The sequence below is a fragment of the Candidatus Sulfurimonas baltica genome, assembly GCF_015265455.1.
Taxonomy (GTDB): Bacteria; Campylobacterota; Campylobacteria; order Campylobacterales; family Sulfurimonadaceae; genus Sulfurimonas; species Sulfurimonas baltica.
On record NZ_CP054492.1, the window covers coordinates 1433941 to 1455688 of the forward strand.

Sequence of the window (21748 nt, forward strand, 5' to 3'; positions counted from 1 at the left end):
TAGCTTAATTTGATTTCCACCTCTATACACTGAGTATGTTATCTCCAAAAGTAAATCTTTGACCCTAATATTTCATAGATTATTATTCGCATGAAAAATTTCTTTTATAATTGCATCTAAGTTGCTAAATCTAAACTTTTCATCAAAATCAGAATAATTACTAACTCCTAAATTTTCTCCATATAAGGTTATTAATTCCCCTAGCAACTCTTCATTCTCAGAAACCTTATTTTTTATACTATTGAATTCTTTTATATTCTCTCTTGTATCTATATTAATTTTATGTAAATCTATTAATTCTGTTATTAAAACTTGAAATTGTGATTTATCTTGAGTGTCTTTTATATGTATATTATAGTATCTAAGAACATCATCAGTAGAAAATTCTGTAACAATATCTAAAGTTTCAAGTATATTGGTCTTACTATTAAAAAGCTGATCAAAAAATAAGTTATTAAATCTATCTATTTTAAGTTTTTTCAAAATTTTTAATTTATAAAAATTAGATAAATGGTTAGTCACTTTTAAAACTTGATTATTATCTACTTTAAATAATATAGTATATAAAACTTTAAATCTATATTTTTCTTCAACAATACTATTAGTAACATTTAAAACTTTTAATAGTAGTTTTATATCGTTTGTATTAGATATTATATTTATTAAAATATTTGATTTTTGATATTCATTTACAAGTGTCTTACTTATACTTAGGGCTTCTTTTAATAAGGGTTCATTATCTATGCTTGACAATATTGAAGTTAATGCTAGCGCTTTATAATACTCATCAGATATCTCTTCTTTAATAAGCTTCTTTGCTCTTTGTACATCATCAATATTAGGAACTACTGATCCTATAATCCGAGATTTACAATATGGATTAGACATTTTTTCTATCATTGTCAATATTTTATTTAGTAATTCCATATCGTTTGTTTTATCTGCAATAAAAGTAAGTATCTCTACAATATCCTCCTCTTCAGCATCATTATTATCTTGAATGCATTGATTTAATATGTTTAATGCTTCAGCCAGCAGTTCTTCATCATTTGTTTTAAAGGCAATTGAAACTAAGACTTTTGATTTATCACTTTTATATGAAATTTTTCTAGCAATATTTAAAATATTGTCAAGTATTTTTTTGTTAGATATGTTAGATATTATTGATAGTAGAACCATTGATTTTATAACATCATCATCAATATTCTCAATTATAAGTAAAGATTTGTTTAATAGTTTCTGATTGTTTAGTTTAGAAGCTATTAAGATTAATAATTCAGCAAAGAAAAATTCATCTTCAGAATCAGAAAATATTTTATTACTTATGTTAAGTATTCTATTTATTGTTTCCTCATCATTAGTTTTAAGTAAAATAGATATCATAATTTTGGATTGATTATAAAGGTCAGGAATCTCTTGAACAATATTTAAAGCTTCATGTAAATCATCTGTTTTTGTAGCAACCAATGTTAAATATTTAGTTTTCATTCTATCAATAAAAGTTTTATTAGCCTCCATTAAAGTTTTGTTGGCAGTATTATTATCTATTAATTCGTACTTAGGATCTAGAATTTCATTGGTTATTTTTAAGTGACTTTCTATGTTTTCAATCTGAAATACTACTGATTCGATAGTTTCTAATCTACACTCTTTATCACTAATCTTCTCAGCAATAGCTAATATTTCATTTAATGATTCTTTATTATTTATTTTGATAGCTATAGATATTAAAAGATTAGATTTATCAAAGTCATCAGGAATAGTTTCTACTTCCTCTAATACTTTACCTAATCTCTCATTGTTGTTTGTGCTTGATATTATATGACTTAAATAACCTGATTTCTCAATACTATATGGTATGCTGCCAATAAATTTAAAAATTGCATCAAATAGGTCAACATTGTTTGTTTTTGAAGCTATTGTAATAACGGTATTTGTTTGAATATAAATATTTTGAATTTTTTTACTTATATCCATTGCCATTTGTGTATTATTTGTTTTTAAAGCTATGTGTGCCAGAGCTTTTGACTTGTATCCTTCAGGGAAATAATTTATCAAATCTAAGCATTCATCAATATCATCAATAGTAGATAATATTTTCATTAGAGCTTTTGCTTTATACTCATTATCAGGAATAGATTCAGCTACTTTTAGAGCTTCCTTTATAGTGTTTTTTTTAGAAGCTATTAACAACATCACTCTGGATTCAGCTACATTATTATATGTTTTTTTACTTATCTTTAATGATCTGTTTATTAGTTTTTCATCATCTGTTTGAGATACAATAGCTTCTGTTGTCATTTGTATTGTTAAATCATCAGAACATTTTTCAAGAATATCTAAAACTTTACTCAATAGTTGTTTATCGTGAGTCATTGATACTACATACCTGAAAGCTTGTGGATATTCTTCCGAACTCATCATTTCAGCTATATGTAAAGCTTTTTCTTCTGTAATGCTAGTGAGCAACCTTATTCTATGTTCATCATCTAAGAAAAGTAAAACATCATAAAATTTATCATCAATAACCTCTTGTTGAGCGATTATATTTACAAATATATCTTTAGCTTCACTAGTCACAGAGTTCAGCCAATCATCCTTATGTGTAATGAACTTTTGTATATACTCTACCTTATCAATATTAAGTGCTATATCTAAAAACAGATTTTGGGTATATTGTTCATACATATCTTTATACCCTAAAACTTTTTGATAGTTTTTTTCCAAAAAAGCCAACTCATATACATATCGTATCTCATATTTATGTCTTAGAGTCTCTTTACTATCCACTTCTTTATATAAGTCACGTATCTCTTTTTTATTTTCTTTTATAAGTTTAGCATCTAAAATGGAACTATACTTGTCTTTTGTCATATTTTCATATGAAATTATATTATGATAGATATGTATCCATACTAAAGTGTTTTTTAGATGAATTAAATTTGTTTGTGCATAAGTGTTTTTTTTATTTTGATCTAAATACTTAATAGTTTTATTTAGTACCTTGTGGATTGTAGATTTTTCTTTCACATATTCTATCTCATCAATCTGATCTGCATAATATTCTAGGATAGTTTCAAACATAATGCTTTTAAGTTTTTCTTTATTAAATGTGAGAATACTACCTATACTTTTTAGATACTCTAAAATAGCTTCTTTTACAGAGAGATGATAAAAGATATAGTTGCCATCTTCATCATATTTGAGAAATACTTCTATATCATTAAAATATTTCTCTTGAAATTTAAACTCATCTACTTCATCATTATCTTCTGCTAAGATATCGTAAATGGTAGTAAAATCTATGCCTGATTTTGAAAGGTACACCATGTAGAGTATTTCTCTTGAGAGAGGTTCTATACTCTTAAATGTATCCTCATAAAATTTCTCTAAATTTTTAGGAAGCTTCTCACTCCAAGCTATGATATCTTTAACAATATTTTGACTTTTTTTAATTTCTTTAAGTTTTTTTACAATGAAATGAATATAAAGTGGGATTCCTTCTGAACGTTTAGCAATAGTACTTACAATACTATTATAATCTGTTGATCCAATTGCTACTTCTCTTGGTATTGATTGTTCTAAGAGTGCTTCAACTTCTTTGGGTTTCAGTTTTGTTAATTCAATAAGTAATCTCTTGTCTTTAAACTGAGTTGTTTTTATTTTCACATCAAGAGGTTCTTCGATTTTAGGAATATCTCGATAAGACAAAATAAGATGAATTTTACTTTTATAATTAAAAGGAATCATATTGATAATATCAGCAGGATTATTAAACTCATCCAAACCATCTATCATAAGTAGAAGGTTTTCATTACTTTGTTTTTCGTACTCTGTAAATAGATTTTCTAGTCTTTGTGCTGCTGTATCTTCTTTATTTAACTTAACGTTGACACCCAGTGTATCCAATTCACTATTTATTTGAGAAAGAAAAAATTCATCTTCTTCAACTTCCATTTGACCTTTAATAGCATAAAAGAGAATAGGTTTTATATTCAAATTTATATCATTAACTTTCTTTTCAAGTTGTGTTAAGAAAGCAGATTTTCCAATTCCCGGTTTCCCATAAACACAAGTTAAAGAGATTGTATTATCTTGAAGACACTGTATTACTTCGTCAAGTTTATCATTTCTTCCTATAAAATCTATCAAAAGCTCAGACTTTTTATCTTTCGTCACTTTTGACATGAGTGAAGTAACATCCTGATTAAATTTTTTATTTGTTCTGTCACTTAAATCTGAGAAATGACTAAAGGCATAATCTAAAAACTCGTGGGTTTTTCTACCACCATTATAAAAAAATAGTTTTTGACGCTTTGGCTTTGCATCCTGACATGCAGTATGTTCACACCCTATATATGCTAGAATTGGTATTAGTTCATAATCCTTTGATTCAAATCGCATAAAAATAGAATGTACAGCAACATTTTTATCCTGGTCATAATAAAATTTTAAATTATCAATATCTATCTGTTCCAAATCTTTTTCCAAGTTTTCAATGATAATATCCATTAAACCAAGAACACGATTTCTATATTTTATGTCCTTTTCGTTAAAAGAGGCACCATGACCTTTCGTTTTATTCCGAAAGTTTGTCACACAATTATTCAAAAAATCTTTTGTTGATTTTATCTCGATTTCTTCAGGTTCTTCAACTCCTTTTATGATGTCTGATATGTCTTTATAAAAACCTTGTTTTTCTTTTACAACTAACTCATAAAAATACTTACATAGGGGATCATTATTTAATTTTTTATAGTTTTCTGTTGTAAATGGATTTTTAACTAAATTTACAAAATGGCCTAAAGATGGAGGAGTCCCAAATCCATCTTGCATAAGTTTAGTATAAAGTTGTTCATCTTTATGCTTCACTGCAGTAATAATCATCGTAGAAAAAAGTTTAATCATCGCTTCTATATAATCAAAACCAACTACAAACTGTTTATGGTATTTTTCCTCTTCTCTTGAAGTTTCAAACTCATATTTTAATCTTTTAAATAAAGCATCTTTTATTATTATTTCTTCCATTTTGATCCTTTCAATATTACGCTAATACACTCTTATACATCCCAAAAACCAAAACACTCCCAAAAAAAAGTTCCCATATGATTATTTTTCTACTGAGCAAAAACAAAAATTCTTTTTTAAATGTTGAATCTTTTCCTGATTTTCTTTCATATCTTACCGAAGTTGCTACGAAATAAAACACTACATTTATATATAGCTAGGAAAAAGAAGAAGTTGTATATAATATTTTCTAGTAAGATTTTAAGCTCTTCATTATAAAGTTCATAAGTTGGCGACTTTTTACATAAGCTACCCTTTTATACTTAATACTCAATATTATAGTTACTAATGCGATAGCACCACTTATGCTTACATTACTTGTAATAAGTTGCATTGTATATTTAAAAATCTCAGTATTTTTAATATCATCCCCAAAGAGTAAAATCACAGAAAGCAGAGTTCCTAATACCTTTAAAGTATTTGCGATATTGTCTCTGGTAATATCTAAAGTTTTGGCAATGTTGTTTTCAACTTCATTATATACGTCTAAGTAGCCCATTCCCTTTTGAATAACTATATTGAGTTCATTAGGCTGAAACCGTCTCGCTACTTCACTAGAAAAGTATTCATTTTTAAGTCTTTGCATCTGTTTGTAGAGCTCATTATGTCTGTCTATATCTGTAAATTCACTATCGATGAGTTTTTGTTCAAATATTTTAATATTGTAATTTATATAAAGATTTAACATATAGATTAAAAATACTTCATTTTTTTGCCCTTCATTAAAATAATAATCATTGCCTTCTCTAATACCTAAAAATGTAAGCGAGTCTTTAAGTGCAAGAGCATTCCAGTATTTAAAAGGCGAATAACTACTGTTAGATATTTTTTCATATATATATGATTCACTAGACTCTGAAAGCCACTCTTCACTATTAAAACTTGAAAATGTTGCTAGAGCATAGGTACTTTCGCTCATGTAATCAATAGAGTTTATCTCTGTGTACTTTATTTCATTTGTTACAGGAGTTTGGATTAAGATTGTATCATTAACTCTCTCTTTAGCGTTCACGCAATGCACTGTGTCATTAACTTTCTCAAACCCATCTTCATTGATATGGGTCATGCTTATCATTTTAGCAGTTACCGCACTTTTATAGATAGCATGATACTTGTTGGTTTTATCTATATGCTCTAGGTCGATATTAAAGAGTTCATCACCAGAAAATTGATCTGTAGAAAAAGATTTAAAGAGAGTCTTTAAAAAATCAGTATTTGCACTGCTATAAACAACAATCTTTTCTTTAAAATCTATGTTTAGTTGAATAAAGTCTCTCATTTTTTGATTAAATACAGAAGATATGTCCGCTATCTTGTGAGTGTTATGCAAGGATGTTTCAAGCACTAAAAAAGCAATGTTATTATCAAGTATCCATAATTGTAAACTATCCATTTTAAAGTTAATATCGTGAGAATCAAGCTTTAGTTTCCAGTCAGTATTTTCTTGTTGTTTTTGAAAAATCATATTATTTTTATTATGAAAAAAAGCACTTTTCGTTTCTTCGTTATATTGAGAAAAGAACCTTGTGTATATGTACTCTTTTATATCTTCATATCCAGGCTTTTTTTCTTTACTACTTTCGTTTAAAAACTCCCAGCCATTACCTTTTATCACCTTCACAAAACTTTCCCCTCGTCCATTTACAAAAAAATTATTATAAATTTTAGAAGTAGTTTTGTCTCTTTGGAAGTTTTTTTTATCTACAATACCATCAAATACTCCATGAGGAATAGGTATAATAAAAAAAGATGTGTGTCTACTTGGTATGACTTTACCAATAGCATCCATAGCTTCTTGTCTTGTTATAGTTAGTTCGTTAGTTTCCTGCATAATTACTCCATTCTTCTAATGCTTTGAGTATCTCTGTAAATTCTAGTTCACTGCCTCTTCTTGGGGAGTCAATGATAGTATAGTTATGACTTGGGTTACGACCGTCATACCATGGATCTGGGATATCGTATCCTACTCTGTTTTCTTCTTTTAAAACTATACCTTTTTCTTTTCTTCTTTTAGTTTCCATACTATTTAAAACATCCCCAAAACCTTTTAAAGTAGTAACTCCATCAGGCTTGACTGAGATAATAGTTCTTTTTGAGGATAAAGATGTTACTAAAAGATCAAAACCATTTTTTGTATGAACAGAATCATTCCTTGCCCATTCTGTAAATAGCTTACTTTTGGGTAAAAAAACGATCAGCGCTTGTGTTTGTATAAACCTACTAGTATTTCTACGTTTAACTTGTATCGATTTTATAGAAGCCCTTTTAAGATCAGCTTCATATGTTATATAATCATCTCTAATCGATTTAATGTATCTATGATACTTTGGTGGTAAGCTCCCACTTTCAAAACCATACTTAACACACTCTTTTATGAGTATATGTCCTCTTTTCACTATCTCAAGATCACTCTTACATTCATTTTTTAAAAAGGAAAATATGGAAGATAGAGAGACTTTATACTTACTGCTTTGACCAAAATCAACCTTATCTAAATACTTTGCTAATTTTTCTGCAAACTTTGGAAAAGATTTGTTTTTGATGTAGTAAGATGCCAGGTAAGAGCTAGCAACACAATCCAAGTCAGGAGATATATGAAGCTCAATTCTTTGTATATTTTCACCTATTAGTTTAGGGTACAAAAAAGTAAGCATAGTAGCCGAGTGTTTTGGAGCTGATGGCTGATGATGATCTATGATACCTTTAGTGAGTTTGTTCCCGTTGTCTAAAAGTAAAACATTCTTTTTTGCTTTTGAAACTGTTCCATAAAGGTTAAACTTATATTTTATCACTATTCTACTCTTCACTTAAGGCTTTATATCGCTGAATATTTTCTTGATTTCTAAGCATATTATTGTCTAACATCATGTCTATATTTTGGTAGTTTTTCTGAAATATTTGAATGGCTTTTTCTGTATTTCCTGACTCAAAATGAAAATATATTAATTCAACAACAATATTAAAAAATTTATCGAAATCTTGATTTCTTTTTAAAGTGTCATCTCGTGAATGGTAAAAAACTCCTCTATCGATGTAAGCTGAAGCTAAATCATTCTTATCAAAGTATATAATCTTTTCTTTATCTAGGTTTTCTCTTATCTCTATAGCCTTATCATAATCATCCAGTTCCTCGGTTGGTTTTTCTAGAACGTGATTTGTATCCGCTCTATTTATATAAGCTTTAGCTAAATTGCTTTTATCAAAATAAATAGTTTCATCTTGTTCTAGAATCATCATTATCTCTATAGCTCTATCATAATCAGCGAGTGCTTTAGTTGGTTTTTCTAGAGAGGCATTAGCATAACCTCTATTCATAAAAACTAAAGCTATATCTTTCCTATCAAAGTGAATACTCTCACTTTGACCTAGGATCTGTATTATCTCAATAAAATCACTGTAATCATCTAATGACTTAGTATATTTTGCTAGAGAGGCATTGGCATCTCCTCTTTTCATAAAAGCTTTAGCTAAATAACTTTTATCAAAGTGAATAGTTTCATCTTGTTCTAGAATCATCATTATCTCTATAGCTCTATCATAATCATTCAGTGCTTCAGTTGGTTTTCCTAGAGACTCATTGGCAATTCCTCTATTCATAAACGCTTTAGCTAAATCAATTTTATCAAAGTAAATAGTTTCATCTTGATCTAGAATCATCATTATCTCGATAGCTCTATCATAGTCATTCAGTGCTTCAGTTAGTTTTCCTAGAGAATAATGCCCAGTTCCTCTGCTCAAAAAGGCTAAAGCTAAATTACTTTTATCAAAGTGGATAGTTTCATCTTGTTCTAGAATCATCATGATCTCTATAGCTCTATCATAATCATTCAGTGCTTCAGTTGGTTTTCCTAGAGAGGCATTAACATTTCCTCTATTCATGAAAAATAAAGCTAAATAATTTTTATCAAAGTGAATAGTCTCACCTTTGTTTAGACGCTCTCTTATCTCAATAACTCTATCATAATCTTCTAGTGCTTCGGTTGGATTTCCAAGAAAGTCATTGGCATTTCCTCTGTTTATAAAAGCTTTAGCTAAATCAATTTTATCAAAGTGAATAGTTTCATCTTGCTCTAAAATCATCATTATCTCTATAGCTCTGTCATAATCATCTAATGCTTCTGTTACTTTTCCAAGAGACTTATTAGTATTTCCTCTATTCATAAACGCTTTAGCTAAATTACTTTTATCAAAGTGGATAGTTTCATCTTGTTCTAGAATCATCATTATCTCTATAGCTCTGTCATAATCATTCAGTGCTTCAGTTGGCTTTCCAAGAGACTCATTGGTAATTCCTCTATTCATAAAAGCGCCAGCCAAGTAATTTCTATCTAAGTGACTATTCTCATCTTGATTTAGCTTCTGCATTATAATTATCAGTTGTGAATATATCTTTATGGATCTATTTAAAAGTAACTTATCTTGCTTTTCCACATTTTCAAGACTATCTAGCACACTACCTATGAAGATTAGATTCTTAAGTTTATTATTAGTATCTTTATTCTTAGCATAATCCCAAATATGAGATAATAGATAACTCTCTCCATCGATTTGGAGATCAATAGTATGCTTTTCGTTAGTGATATTTTCAACTAATATACTAAGAATATAATTCATAGCATCTAAGACACTCTTATCTTTTGTTAGATATGACTTTATATCAGCATGCTCTATAGAGATAATGTTACCTCTATAACTTCTTTCAAATCTAAAAAAGCCTCTTGTATCATTTATCCAGGCAAGTAGTTTAAAGCTTATACACTCATCTTGTAACATATATGCTATCTCTTGTAACGTTAGTGGCTCATACTGTGTTGAAACTACTGCTAAGAGATTTGTGATGTTTGTAAAAAACTTATCCCCATATTTCGCTTTGAGATTACTAAGGTATAGCTCTATAATTTTATCTGCATTAGGGATATCTTCAATCTCTAAACCTATAGTTTTTACAAGCTCTTTTATGAGTTTTATATAGACATACCTGCTATCACTTCTCTCTTTGATAAACACTAAAGTTGTATCATCTAAATCTAGTTTGATGTATTTTCTGATGTATTTGTTTGTATTTGAAATATAATCAGCATCATCTTTTAACACACTTTTTTTATCTGTGAAACTAATGCTATCGAGTTTAGTTTGGATTTTTTGTGATAACTTCACTCTTGAAGTAAAGAGTATAAACACTCCCTCTGGTAGATCATCATCTGATGGCAATATACCTAAGATACTTTTTTCTTGAGTCACTGGTATTTCATCTAATCCATCTATAATAAAAAGTATATTTTCTTCCCCATATACTTTTTTATACTCATGAAGCATATTAGTCAAATCTTTAGCTTGAGATTTACTATCTAAACTCTTCGGGATTGCAGAACCAACTATCTTATCTTCTATTCTTTTATCTAAAAGCTGTTTGTTTAGTATTTGTCTATCTACAACAGATGTGAATTCATCTAGTTTATAGCTATATACATCGTTGATGTAATAAGCTCTTACTAATGTGTTTGGTATTTTTATTTTAGTTAGTGAGAGTTGGTCTAATGCTCTTGAGAACATACTCTTACCCATACCTCTTTGCATTTGTAAAAGAAACAGACCCTTTTTATGGTTATTCATATTGGTCTTTAACCAATCAACTAAATAAGTTGGCGTTTCATAATCATCCACTTTATGAAGCTCTTCAAACATTTTTTGAACAACAGCCTCTCTTACTCCACCATCAGCACAACCATCTAGTCTATTTGTACTTTGTGAGATACTAAGACTATTAGATAAGCTTGTAAATTGACTTTCTATTTTTTTACTGTACGTACCATTTCTATAGTCAACTCTTGATGTTTTTCCATACCCATAACTATCAAAAAAGTGAATATTGTTGTTGGTATCTTTTTCAAAGTATATAGATTCCATCAACTCTTGATATACAGGTTCTTTTAGCATTATGAGAGTTGATATATTTTCTTCAAAAAATTTCTTTAGTATGCTTAGTTTACTTTTTATATCTTCTTGAAACACATCTGTTTCGTCTAGTGATAATGCCCCATGACCTATCTCTTCATTTCTCCATTGAGTAATACGACCATCTTTAAATACTTGGATAATATTAGTCAGCCAATTTTCAATAGGATTATCAATATTTAATTCTTGAGAACTACGAGCTATACTTTCCCAAGTACCGAGAGATAGTTGCTTTTCTAACATTGCTATTAGAAGTTTACTTTCGACTTCACTAAAACTACTTTTTATATATATAGCTGACGCAGTTAGAAGGGTTGGAAGTTTAATGAGTATCTCAAATATATCTTTTATCTCTAAGAGCATACCAAAGCTCTGTTTGTTTTCACAAAGCTCATACAGTCTTTTATATTCAGCGGAAATAATAGGAATGTCTGTACCAAAAATAGGTTTATTCCAAAGAGACTCATCTTCTATGGTTGTTTCTAACCAGTGTTGACTCTGTTTTTGAAATTTTACTTTATTTATTCTATAACCGCAATCTTCATTATCAATACACTCATAAAACTTTTCATTCTCCTTAATCTCACCACCACACTCTGGACATTTTTGCACTGCTTTCCTTCTGTCTTTTTTGCTCTTCATTAAAGTTAAATATTAGTATGCTATTATTTCCCTAAATTAACACAAAATATTATGAGAAAATATTAAAAAAAGATATATTTGAAACACTTTAAGCTTCGAAGAGATAAAGCGAATGCTTTTAAATAGAGAATTGTTAGAGTAAAAGACTTAATTAAAAGAAGAGTTCCTGAAAGTCTGATTGTTACCTTTTCAGAGTATAAAACGGCACCTAAACCGGACACTAAACTTCACTTAATTTCCTAATATACAGGAAAATTAATCAAAAAGAAGCCTTTATTTCCTACTATTTCCAGCAATTACAGGAAAAGATGGGTAATCGTAATAGACCCTTATCTTCATGCTAAACCCCTTTGTATACGGCACTTTCTAGCTGTTCCATCATTTCGCGGACACAAAAACGACCACTAAAATGTTTGAAACTGAAAGCTCTTTTCTTTTTTATTGGTGTAATTGTACTTAAATCAAACACTGTTTTTGATGAGTTAAAAATAGAGATATTTTTAGTGTCCGTTAATACCCTCACCTAACAAATCTATATGATAAAGAAAAGATGAATGCGTTTGTACGTGTTCTTTCATTTCGAATCAAATACAATCAAAAAAGGATTACTCATGTTTGAAGAGCTAATCGAAAAAATAAATAAAATAGAGGCGAATGTGAATCTACTTTTACAGTTACATATAGAACAATCAAATAGTTTAACTACATATAATGATGTTGCAAAATTTTTAGGAGTAACACGTAAAACTATTTATAACTATATAAAAGATGGAAATTTTATAGAAGATAAACATTTTTATAGAAATAATAAAAGAACTCCAACATTTATTCCATCTGGAGTTATTGAGTTTAAAAAGGGTGTAAAAGCTGTTGAGACAAAATCAGTTTTGCCATCTCTTAAAAAGCCAATTGAAAGAGTAAATAATCCAATTGTGTCAAATATGCTTATAGGGGTGGCATAATGAAAGTAGATAACAACACATATGTTACTGTTCTAGGAATAAAATTTACCATTAAAGAAAAGTACGGCAAGCTTCATATTGCTTTTAATATAGATGCCAAAAGAAAAAATAGATCCACAGGTCTTGAAGCAACTAAAAAGAATTTGATTGTTGTAAAAAATGAGATTCTTCCACAGTTTGCTCAAGAACTCATAGCATTAAAAAGCTCTACACAATCGAGTGTAATAGTCGAAAGTGATAATTCGACTCTTGAGAGTGTTGCTGATATCCATTTTTTACTTCATAAGGAAACTGTTCGTCCTCATGTATATATAAGGCAACTCAGTAATTATAATAGATTGATATTACCCTACTTCAAAGGTCGACAGTTAAATTCCATAAAACCTATGGAAATTGAATCTTGGCAAAACCGTTTATTGACAAAATACAAAGTTCTTAGTGTTAGAAAATACAGAAGCATTTTTTACTCTATCTATACTCGCGCACTACAAAATGAGTTAGTTCTCAAAAATCCTTTTGATAGCGTACCATCCCCAAAAGTTAAAAATCAGTTTTTTACTTATAGTGAAAATGAAACTGTGAATCCTTTCACACATGGAGTGGTAACCTTATTTCATACATAGAATTTAAATAATTCTAAGTTAAAATAAAACGAATAAAGGTAGTCCATGAGAACTAGTAAATACACCAAAGAATTTAAAGATTCCACAATTCAATTAATACTTAATAATAACGAGAGTGTCTCAAAGATAGCAGCTGATTTAGATATACATGTAAAGACTTTATATAACTGGATGAGCAGTTATAAAAAAGAGCATAGAATACCAATGAGAGTTGTAAATACATCATCTTCAACAGAGACACTAGATGAAGAGAATAAACGCCTCAGACGAGAGGTAAAGCTTTTAAAGCAAGAGCGTGACATTTTAAAAAAGGCGACCGCGTACTTCGCCAAAGAAGTTCTATAAAGTACGCCTGGATGTATGAACATAGAAAAAGTTTTAGTATTAATCTTATGAGTAAAGTGCTCAAGGTAGATAGGACATCTTATTATCATTGGATAAAAACTGGATGCATTACTAAAAAAGTAGACGAGCAACTCAATGATTTGATTGAAGTTATATTTATTCAAGGTAGAAAAAACTATGGCACAAGAAGAATTCAAGACAAACTAAAAGAACTCTACGGTGTATTAGTATCAAGAAAGCGTATCTCCAGTATCATGAAAGAACTGGGTCTAAAAGTGAACATGAAAAGAAGATATAAAAATACGACAGATTCTAATCATAACTTACCAATAGCTCCTAATCTCCTAAACATGGATTTTTATGCATCTGCTCCAGATGAAAAATATGTAGGAGATATTACATATATCCATACAGGTGAAGGTTGGCTCTATCTGGCTACTGTGATTGATTTATACTCAAGAAAAGTTGTCGGTTGGTCTATGGATGACACTATGAAAGTTTCACTTGTAAATGATGCCTTAAGCATGGCTATTAAGCATAGAAACCCTTCCGAAGGGTTACTATGGCACACAGATAGAGGGAGTCAATATGCTTCTTATGCACATAAAGATTTATTGGAAAAACACTCTATAATTCAAAGCATGAGCAGAAAAGGCAACTGCTGGGATAATGCAGTGGCTGAGAGCTTCTTTAAAACACTCAAAAGTGATTTAGTGTATCAGACATATTTTTATACGAAGAGGCAGGCAAAACAAGAGATATTTGAATATATAGAATTTCATTATAACAGAGTCAGATCACATAGTTATCTTGGAAACTTATCACCTGTTAAATTTGAAGAAATAAACAAAGTGTTACAAATGGAAATGGTTGCTTAGAATTTATAAAAAAGTGTATGAATTTAAGTTACCATTCCAGGGACCTATATCTACTTGTTTCAATTTATCTTCCATTAAATAGCTAAATGAGTACTAACATTTTTCATTCCGTTTTATATGGGTATCCAAAATGCAAGTAAAAAGTGATCAATGGTATTTGGAACTGAAATTTAACACTTTTTCAATTGCTTATATTTTTTCAAGGGAGATTGGATGATGATTTAAATATCTGATTTGAAAGGTAACTTTTTTTGTTCCATAATCCCTTAAGGTTTGTGGAACTTTGCAGTTTTTACTTTTTGAACACTTTGTGGAACATTGAAAACTAATATGAGTGCTTCGTGTTCCAAATATAAGAAGAAAATGAACTTGATAGAGGTCTCTGTACTGGCAATGCTAGAGATGCTGTGGAGTTTATGCTATGCGTGTGCGTTATAAAACAGTGTATTTCTCCTCTATCAATATGATATTTATTTTACTAAAAGTAGTACCAACCATTAACGCGTATAGTGCCTAAAATATAAAATAATAGATGATGTAAATATTGAATATTTAAAAGTGAATTTTACTATATTTTATTAAATTTGGAACTATGCCAAATTTGTACTAGAAAAAGTATTACTACCTTTTAAAATATATCCATAATTGACAATATTTTCAATTTGTAATAAAGGGACTTTTCTCCTAAGTCTTGACATTGTATCTCTTAAAGTGGAGTTTGAGATATTTTTGTTCTCCCATAGTATTGTTTTAATAGTTTCATTAGAGACGTTATTATTTATATTTTTGCATAGTAGATCTAGCAGATTAAGTTCTTTGTTTGTCAAATCAACAGGCATATTGTCTATGAAAAATGTTTTTTTTGTAAGATTATATAATTGATTGTTGCCTAAATCAATAAATTTATTAGGACTAAGTACTTTTAGGATACTTTGATGAACATATTTTATCTTTTTGAGTGCGACTGTCAGTGTTGCTTCTACATCACTTAATTCAAAAGGTTTGATTAAATAGCCAAAAATATTTGTGTCACTGGCATCTGAAATAGTAGCAGAGTCCCCATATGCAGTCGTAAATATAATGGGAAGAAAATAGAGTTCATTTAAAAGATGAGCAGAGGTAATGCCATCTACTGACCCATCTATGTTTATATCCATAAAGACAAGGTCTATAGTCTGGTTTTGAACTATATTGAATGCTTCATCTTTATTTGTCGCTTCAAATATATTTTTGTAACCTAAGGTTCTAAGTATATGTTTCATGTATTGCAGACCAAAGACATCATCTTCTACTACTAAAATATTATAAGTCTGCATGTGTGCCCTCAAAGTTAAGTTTAAATTTTGTGCCATTGTCGAAGCTAAAAGTATAGTTTGAATTTGGCAGTTTTTTGCAAAATTGATCTATGAGTTTTAAGCCTAAGCCATCTTCATTTTTCGCTTTTTTAAACTCTAAACCATTGTCTTGAATAATTAAAAAAATTCTATTTTCTTCACTATACAAGGCTATTTTAATGCTGAGATTTTTATTCTCTTGATTATGTTTTACAGCATTTGTCAAAACTTCATTTACAAGAATTCCAATGGAGATTGCATGGTCAAACTCAACAATAACTTTATTTGACATATCACTCATTTGCAAGTTTATATCTCCGTAAGAGGCAGAGAGGTTTCTAACGATTTTCTCAAGATACTCTTTAAGGTTAATATTTACTAAGTCTGAGGAATTGTAAAGGTGCTCATGTATCATAGACATGGATTTTATACGATTAATCAGTTCTGTAAACTTTTGAGCATCACTGCTTACTTTTGTATTTTCAAACCATAGCATTCCGATGATGACATGAAAGTTATTTTTTACCCTGTGATAGACTTCTCTTAAAAGCAACTCTCTCTCATCTATGAGTAGCTTTAGCTGTTTATTTGTCTTTGTTAAATCATCTGTTCTGTTTCTCACTTCTTTTTTTAGTTGATCTTGTGTAGTGTTTTTTATGTCTATTAGCACTTTTTGTGTTGCAATCGTTTCATCTTTCATCTCGTTGTATCTGTCAGCTAACATTAGAGAAAATATAATCGCTTCGATTGCAGAAGCAATGATAAAACCATATCTTGTAGTAAATGTATACTCGAACTGCCCCACTACCATAAAGGTAAATAGCACAACAAATACAAAGTAAGTCATCATGGCTAAAATATAATATTTTGATTTAGAGTAGCCCTTAAAATAGATAATCACTGAAATGAGTATAAGAATAATACTTGTCAATCCTGCTAAATTGTTAATAACTTTATTCCATGGTTGATAAGAGAATAATACAAGAATACCTAAAATAAAAAAGATTCCAGAGAGTAGTCTTAATGCTTTATAGTAGTTTTTGAGATATTTTTTTACTTTAAGATACTCGAGTGAAAAGAGAACTAAAAATCCTATCATAAAGGCAGCTGAGAGGTGAAAGTGATAGATGTACTTTCCTAAACCTACATAACTTAAAAGACCACTCATGTTTACAATGTACACAAGGTTAAAAAAGCTGTAACCGACATAGTATAGAAATATCTTCTCTTTTAGTTTGAGATATAAAAAAAGATTAAAAAGTACAATCATTAGCAAGATGCCAAATAAAAGAATATTTATAGTGTTCATGCTAAGAATACTATTGTAATGAAGGAAGCTCTTTTTTTCTACAGTGACTTTACCAAAGCAAGAGTACTTTCCTTGAAGCTGTACGTAAAAAGTCTGAGTTTGTCCAGTAGCTATTGGTACCTCAAACGAGAGTTTGCTCTCTTTTACCTCTCTAGTTTGAATGGGTACAAAAACTCCATTTGACTTTTTTATCCATTTTTTATCGAAGTAGTAAAGATTTGCTACTTCATAAAAACTCTCATTAAGTGAGATGATAAAACGCTCTTCTAAGCTTGCATTTGTGACACTGAACTTAAGCCAGAGAGCACCTTTTGTATATCCTAGTGTAAAGTTATTTGTAGTAGTTTTGGAGAACTCTTCGTTTGTTACATCTTCAATTTTTAAAAGTGCAGATTCATCTTTGATGTAAGAAATCTTGAACCTATCATTTATATTATGATTTGCACCAACTATAATGTTTGAATCTGAAAATAGAGTTGTGATAAAAAAGAGAAAAGTAAAAATATATTTAATCATGTGCGTTTCACTTTTTATCCATTAAAGGAGTATTTTAGAGCTGTATTTTTTGTAAGTGCAATTATAGCACACGAAAAAATTCATTTTCCGTCACCAATCCGTCACCGCTCCGTCACCGCTCCGTCACCGTTTTGGTATACTATGCTTAAATTCTAATAGAGGAAGAAAGATGAAAACAAACAAAATAAATACAAGGGATAGAATATGAAAGTTTTTAGATTAAAAGCTTTTATGCTAATGTTGGTTCTTACCACAGTGTTACAAGCCGGGACGCTTTCAAATACTTCGTATGTAGCAGATAGCTATCTAGCAGGTGCAAAAACAAACTATACGGTAAAATTTACTACCCAAACTGTGATTCCAGTTGGTAATTCAGTTTATTATCGAAATTTGTATAGTTATCCTTTTACTTTTTCGCATGTTATAGACTCTTCAGCAAATAATAACGAAATAGATTGTAATCAATCAATTCAAAGTATGACTATAAGCAATATGTCTGGTTTTACCACAACTTGTCGTAGTTGGAATAATAAAGTATTAGAGATGAAAATAGATCAAGAAATACCTGCTAGTTCAACCGTTGAAATTGTACTAAAAGATATTAATAATCCAGCGACTGCTGGTACATATACAATACTGACATCTGATATTCATTTTCCTGCTGATGATAGTGGGTATCCTATCGATGTATGGCCTGAAAACTTAAATACAACAATCATTAATAATACCGCTCCAACTGCACAAAACATAACTGTAACAACAGATGAAGATACATCTAAAATATTTGGAGATACAGAAGCAAATGCAATAAATTTTTATGATGCAAACGGCGATGCTTTTGACTCTATGTATGTTACAACTTTACCTACAAAAGGTACTCTTACACTTAGTGATGTAAATGTAACACTAAATCAAAGAGTTTTAGCAACAGAACTCTCAAACCTAAAATACACTCCAGTTGTAAATGGAAACGGTACACCTTATGATAGCTTTGGTTTTAAAGTAAATAATGGTAATCTAAACTCTACAAGTGAGTATACTGTTACTATAAATGTAACTGCAGTAGATGATGTACCGACTATTATAAGTAGACCTATCACAAGTGTTGATAAGGATAGTACTTATAGTTATACTTTAGGTGGAAGTGATGTAGATGGTGATAATTTAACATGGAGTCTTGGGACTACATTGCCAAGCTGGTTGACATTAACACAGCCTAGTACTACTATAGAAACCTATGGAGCTAGTGTTCTAAGAGCTGCAGGTACAGCGATGGATAGTGAGGGAAACATATATGTAGCACAATCTTATTTATACCCAGATACAGACCCAGCTGTAGCACTATCAATTTACAAAATAACACCAGACTCAACTACAGCAGAGTTTGCAACTTTAGATATTGAAGCATCAGCTAGAAATATACATGATATGGAAATTGTGGGTGACAATATTTATATCTCAGATTATAATAGTGGTAAAATCACAACTATCTCTTTGTCAAATCCGCAGAATGGAGAAACACTTTTTAAAGTGATGAGTGCACCAATGGGCTTAACTTACAAAGATGGTTTTTTATATGTAGGTGAAGCTGGAACAAGCAAAATATCAAAAGTAGAGATTTCGACAGGTATATCTAGCGTTTATCTCTCAGGTGTTTATGGATATCCAAAATTTGATTCTAGTGGTAAGCTTTATGTGGCAACATATACAGGAAGAAAACTAGAAAAATATGATGGCACAACTAAAATTGCTAGTATAGATTTTGTAGGTTTACCAACAGGTGTAGCAATTACTTCTGATGGAAGTATATATGTACCAATGTTTAACTTTGGTACTGACTATGCAGATGCAGTAGGTGTAAAAAAAGTAGAAGCGGATTTCTCATCAATGAGTGATATCTCAACTACTGGAAGTATACTAGGAATTGAGCTTACACCAAGTGGACGATTAGTTTGGTCTATTAATGAACAAAATAAATTAGCTACTTTAGAAACATCATATATGATAAGCGGAACACCAACAAGTGCAGATGTAGGTGAGCATAATGTTAGTTTAGTTTTAAGTGATGGTACAAACAGTGTAGACCATAACTTTACAATCACAGTAAACAATGTAAACGATGCACCAACTGCAAATGATTTTAATTTCACAATAGATGAAGACACTAATAAAACATTTGAGTCAAATGATTTTAACTTTACAGATATAGATGTTGGAGATAGTTTAGATTCTATCTATATTACAACTTTACCATCTGCAGGAGCTTTAACGCTAAGTGATGTAAATGTAACGCTAAATCAAGGTATTAATGTAGCAGATATACCAAACCTAAAGTTCACACCAGTTGCAAATGCAAATGGCACTCCATATGCAACTATAGGTTTTAAAGTAAATGATGGTGAAAGTAACTCAACATCTGCTTATACAGCTACTATAAATGTAAATGCAGTAGATGATGCTCCTGTTATAGATACTATTGGTAACTTTATTAAAGATGAAGATTCTAATGACTTTAACGTAACGCTAAACGCTGTTGATGCTGAAGGTGATGAAATTAGTTACTTAGTAACTTCTAGTGATAATTCTAAAGTAACAGTAACTATAGTAGATGGGAAAGTAGTAATTACACCACTAGAAGATGCAAATGGAGTAGTTACGGTTACTATAAGAGCAACATCAAACGGGAAAGATACATTAGAAACTTTTGATGTGGCATTAACAGGTGTAAATGATATGTCATCAATTGATACAATTTTTGCTGATATAAATATTCAAGAAGATAATGGAACTAGTAGCTATGACTTGAATATATCTGATGTAGATGGCGATGCACTAACTGTAACAATGACCTCAAGTGACTCTGGCATTCTTATGGTTTCACCAAACTGGACAAACCCTTTAGATCAAGCAGCATGGAGTCAAACACTTGACTACAACCTAACAACTGTAGCAGATGCTAATGGTGAAGTGACTATTACTGTAACTGTAAGAGATGAAAATGATGCAGCAGTATCTAAAACTTTTACAGTAGATGTAACTCCTGTAAATGATGCACCAGAGTTTGCTATAGCTGAGACTAAAATCGTTTATAAAAACTTTGTAGATGTAAATATAACTCTTCTTGGTACAGATGTAGAGGAAGATCCTCTTACATACACTGCAGTAATAGAAGATGATTCTCTTGCAAGCGTGTCATTTACTAATAATGTTCTTATCTTCGAAGCTATAGATGGAGCAGTAGGCTCTAGTGATATAAATATTACTCTAAGCGATGGAGATTTAAATGTATCAAATATACTTCACTTTACTGTCCTACCACTCGAAGATGGAGAGGATGTAGAGAAAGTTGGAGTTGTAGATTATGAGTCTGATGAAAATGGTACAACGACAACACTCAGCATTGACAATAATCTTACGATTTCTACTAAAGAAGACACAAACGGAACAGTAACCCACGAGATAACAGTGGCTGGAAAAGTTATAACAGCTACTTCAGATCTAAATGGTTCAGAAGTAGCCTTTACAGAGAGTGGAGTAAAAACAACATACTCAGATGTAAATCTATCTCTAGAAGTAAACGCAAGCGTAACAGGAGAAGCAAGTCATATTCTAACAGTCGCTGGTAAAACTACAACAGCAACTTCAGAAAAAGTAGGAGCTTCAACTCGTATAAATAAAGATGTAAATGGTTCTATAGAGATTGTAACTTCAGTAGATGTAAATGGAACTCAAGTTTCTGTAAAAGCAAAAGCTGATGGAACTGCAGAACATAGTGTTGTAACTCCAAGCGGAACATCTATCGCTACCTCAAAGGTAGTTGGTGCCGCAACAGTTATTAAAGCTACAGGTGAAGTACAAACAGAAGTTGGTACTACTGAAGTAGCTGGTTACGCTATAAGAGCAGTAGTTATTACCAACACAGATGGAACAACCCATACACAGTTTGAAAGGGTAAGCACAACAGATAAAAATGATAGAACAATTGTCTCAAGAACTCTTAAAGAGTCAACAGCATTCGATGCTGGAAACAATGTTCAAATCGATGACATCAATGGTGTTTTATATATAAAAACACAAGCACACCTCACTACAGACTTAGTGATAGAGTAAGGAGATA

11 protein-coding genes are annotated in these 21748 nt (G+C 30.3%); 5 read left to right on the top strand and 6 right to left on the bottom strand.

All coding sequences use genetic code 11. From position 1 onward, the window contains the following. Positions 1-72: 72 nt before the first annotated feature. The 4 genes from HUE88_RS07290 to HUE88_RS07305 all read right to left on the bottom strand — a co-directional run bounded on the left by HUE88_RS07290 (position 73) and on the right by HUE88_RS07305 (position 11634). Complete coding sequence (locus HUE88_RS07290) at positions 73-5028, bottom strand: hypothetical protein (protein ID WP_194368074.1); 4956 nt, start codon at positions 5026-5028, stop codon at positions 73-75. Positions 5029-5257: 229 nt separating this feature from the next. Further along, positions 5258-6898 (bottom strand): hypothetical protein, encoded by a 1641-nt coding sequence (locus HUE88_RS07295; RefSeq protein ID WP_194368075.1) that lies wholly within the window; start codon positions 6896-6898, stop codon positions 5258-5260. After that, positions 6885-7874 (bottom strand): hypothetical protein, encoded by a 990-nt coding sequence (locus HUE88_RS07300; RefSeq protein ID WP_194368076.1) that lies wholly within the window; start codon positions 7872-7874, stop codon positions 6885-6887. Before HUE88_RS07300 ends, HUE88_RS07295 begins: the two co-directional genes overlap by 14 nt. Further along, a complete protein-coding gene (locus tag HUE88_RS07305) occupies positions 7864-11634 on the bottom strand; it encodes a tetratricopeptide repeat protein (protein WP_194368077.1) in 3771 nt (1256 codons plus the stop codon). The genes HUE88_RS07300 and HUE88_RS07305 overlap by 11 nt, the downstream gene beginning before the upstream one ends. Positions 11635-12275: 641 nt before the next feature. Here HUE88_RS07305 and HUE88_RS07310 point away from each other — a divergent pair. The 4 genes from HUE88_RS07310 to HUE88_RS07325 are packed head-to-tail and all read left to right on the top strand — an operon-like array spanning position 12276 to position 14472. Next, on the top strand, positions 12276-12626 hold the full coding sequence (locus tag HUE88_RS07310; RefSeq protein WP_194368054.1) for a helix-turn-helix transcriptional regulator: 351 nt from the start codon (positions 12276-12278) through the stop codon (positions 12624-12626). Then, positions 12626-13249: an N-terminal phage integrase SAM-like domain-containing protein gene (locus tag HUE88_RS07315; RefSeq protein WP_194368078.1), complete on the top strand. Its 624-nt coding sequence runs from the start codon at positions 12626-12628 to the stop codon at positions 13247-13249. Before HUE88_RS07310 ends, HUE88_RS07315 begins: the two co-directional genes overlap by 1 nt. Before the next feature lie 45 nt (positions 13250-13294). After that, positions 13295-13594: a transposase gene (locus HUE88_RS07320; protein ID WP_194368079.1), complete on the top strand. Its 300-nt coding sequence runs from the start codon at positions 13295-13297 to the stop codon at positions 13592-13594. Between the two features lie 11 nt (positions 13595-13605). Continuing rightward, complete coding sequence (locus HUE88_RS07325) at positions 13606-14472, top strand: IS3 family transposase (RefSeq protein ID WP_229860027.1); 867 nt, start codon at positions 13606-13608, stop codon at positions 14470-14472. A gap of 590 nt (positions 14473-15062) precedes the next feature. Here the strand turns inward: HUE88_RS07325 and HUE88_RS07330 are convergent. Beyond that, complete coding sequence (locus HUE88_RS07330) at positions 15063-15788, bottom strand: response regulator (protein WP_194368080.1); 726 nt, start codon at positions 15786-15788, stop codon at positions 15063-15065. After that, the gene (locus HUE88_RS07335) at positions 15775-17631 is read right to left on the bottom strand and encodes a 7TM diverse intracellular signaling domain-containing protein (RefSeq protein ID WP_194368081.1); all 1857 of its coding nucleotides are present in this window, start codon (positions 17629-17631) and stop codon (positions 15775-15777) included. The genes HUE88_RS07330 and HUE88_RS07335 overlap by 14 nt, the downstream gene beginning before the upstream one ends. A 204-nt stretch (positions 17632-17835) precedes the next feature. Between HUE88_RS07335 and HUE88_RS07340 the strand changes: the two genes are divergently transcribed. After that, entirely contained in the window at positions 17836-21741 is a 3906-nt protein-coding gene (locus HUE88_RS07340; RefSeq protein ID WP_194368082.1) for an Ig-like domain-containing protein, read from the top strand. The last annotated feature ends 7 nt before the right edge of the window (positions 21742-21748 follow it).

Bases quoted from the DNA above. Each gene is read 5' to 3' on its own strand.
- HUE88_RS07320 (WP_194368079.1), top strand. From the start codon at position 13,295: ATGAGAACTAGTAAATACACCAAAGAATTTAAAGATTCCACAATTCAA.
- HUE88_RS07315 (WP_194368078.1), top strand. From the start codon at position 12,626: ATGAAAGTAGATAACAACACATATGTTACTGTTCTAGGAATAAAATTT.
- HUE88_RS07295 (WP_194368075.1), bottom strand. From the start codon at position 6,898: ATGCAGGAAACTAACGAACTAACTATAACAAGACAAGAAGCTATGGAT.
- HUE88_RS07330 (WP_194368080.1), bottom strand. From the start codon at position 15,788: ATGCAGACTTATAATATTTTAGTAGTAGAAGATGATGTCTTTGGTCTG.
- HUE88_RS07310 (WP_194368054.1), top strand. From the start codon at position 12,276: ATGTTTGAAGAGCTAATCGAAAAAATAAATAAAATAGAGGCGAATGTG.
- HUE88_RS07335 (WP_194368081.1), bottom strand. From the start codon at position 17,631: ATGATTAAATATATTTTTACTTTTCTCTTTTTTATCACAACTCTATTT.
- HUE88_RS07290 (WP_194368074.1), bottom strand. From the start codon at position 5,028: ATGGAAGAAATAATAATAAAAGATGCTTTATTTAAAAGATTAAAATAT.
- HUE88_RS07340 (WP_194368082.1), top strand. From the start codon at position 17,836: ATGAAAGTTTTTAGATTAAAAGCTTTTATGCTAATGTTGGTTCTTACC.
- HUE88_RS07325 (WP_229860027.1), top strand. From the start codon at position 13,606: ATGTATGAACATAGAAAAAGTTTTAGTATTAATCTTATGAGTAAAGTG.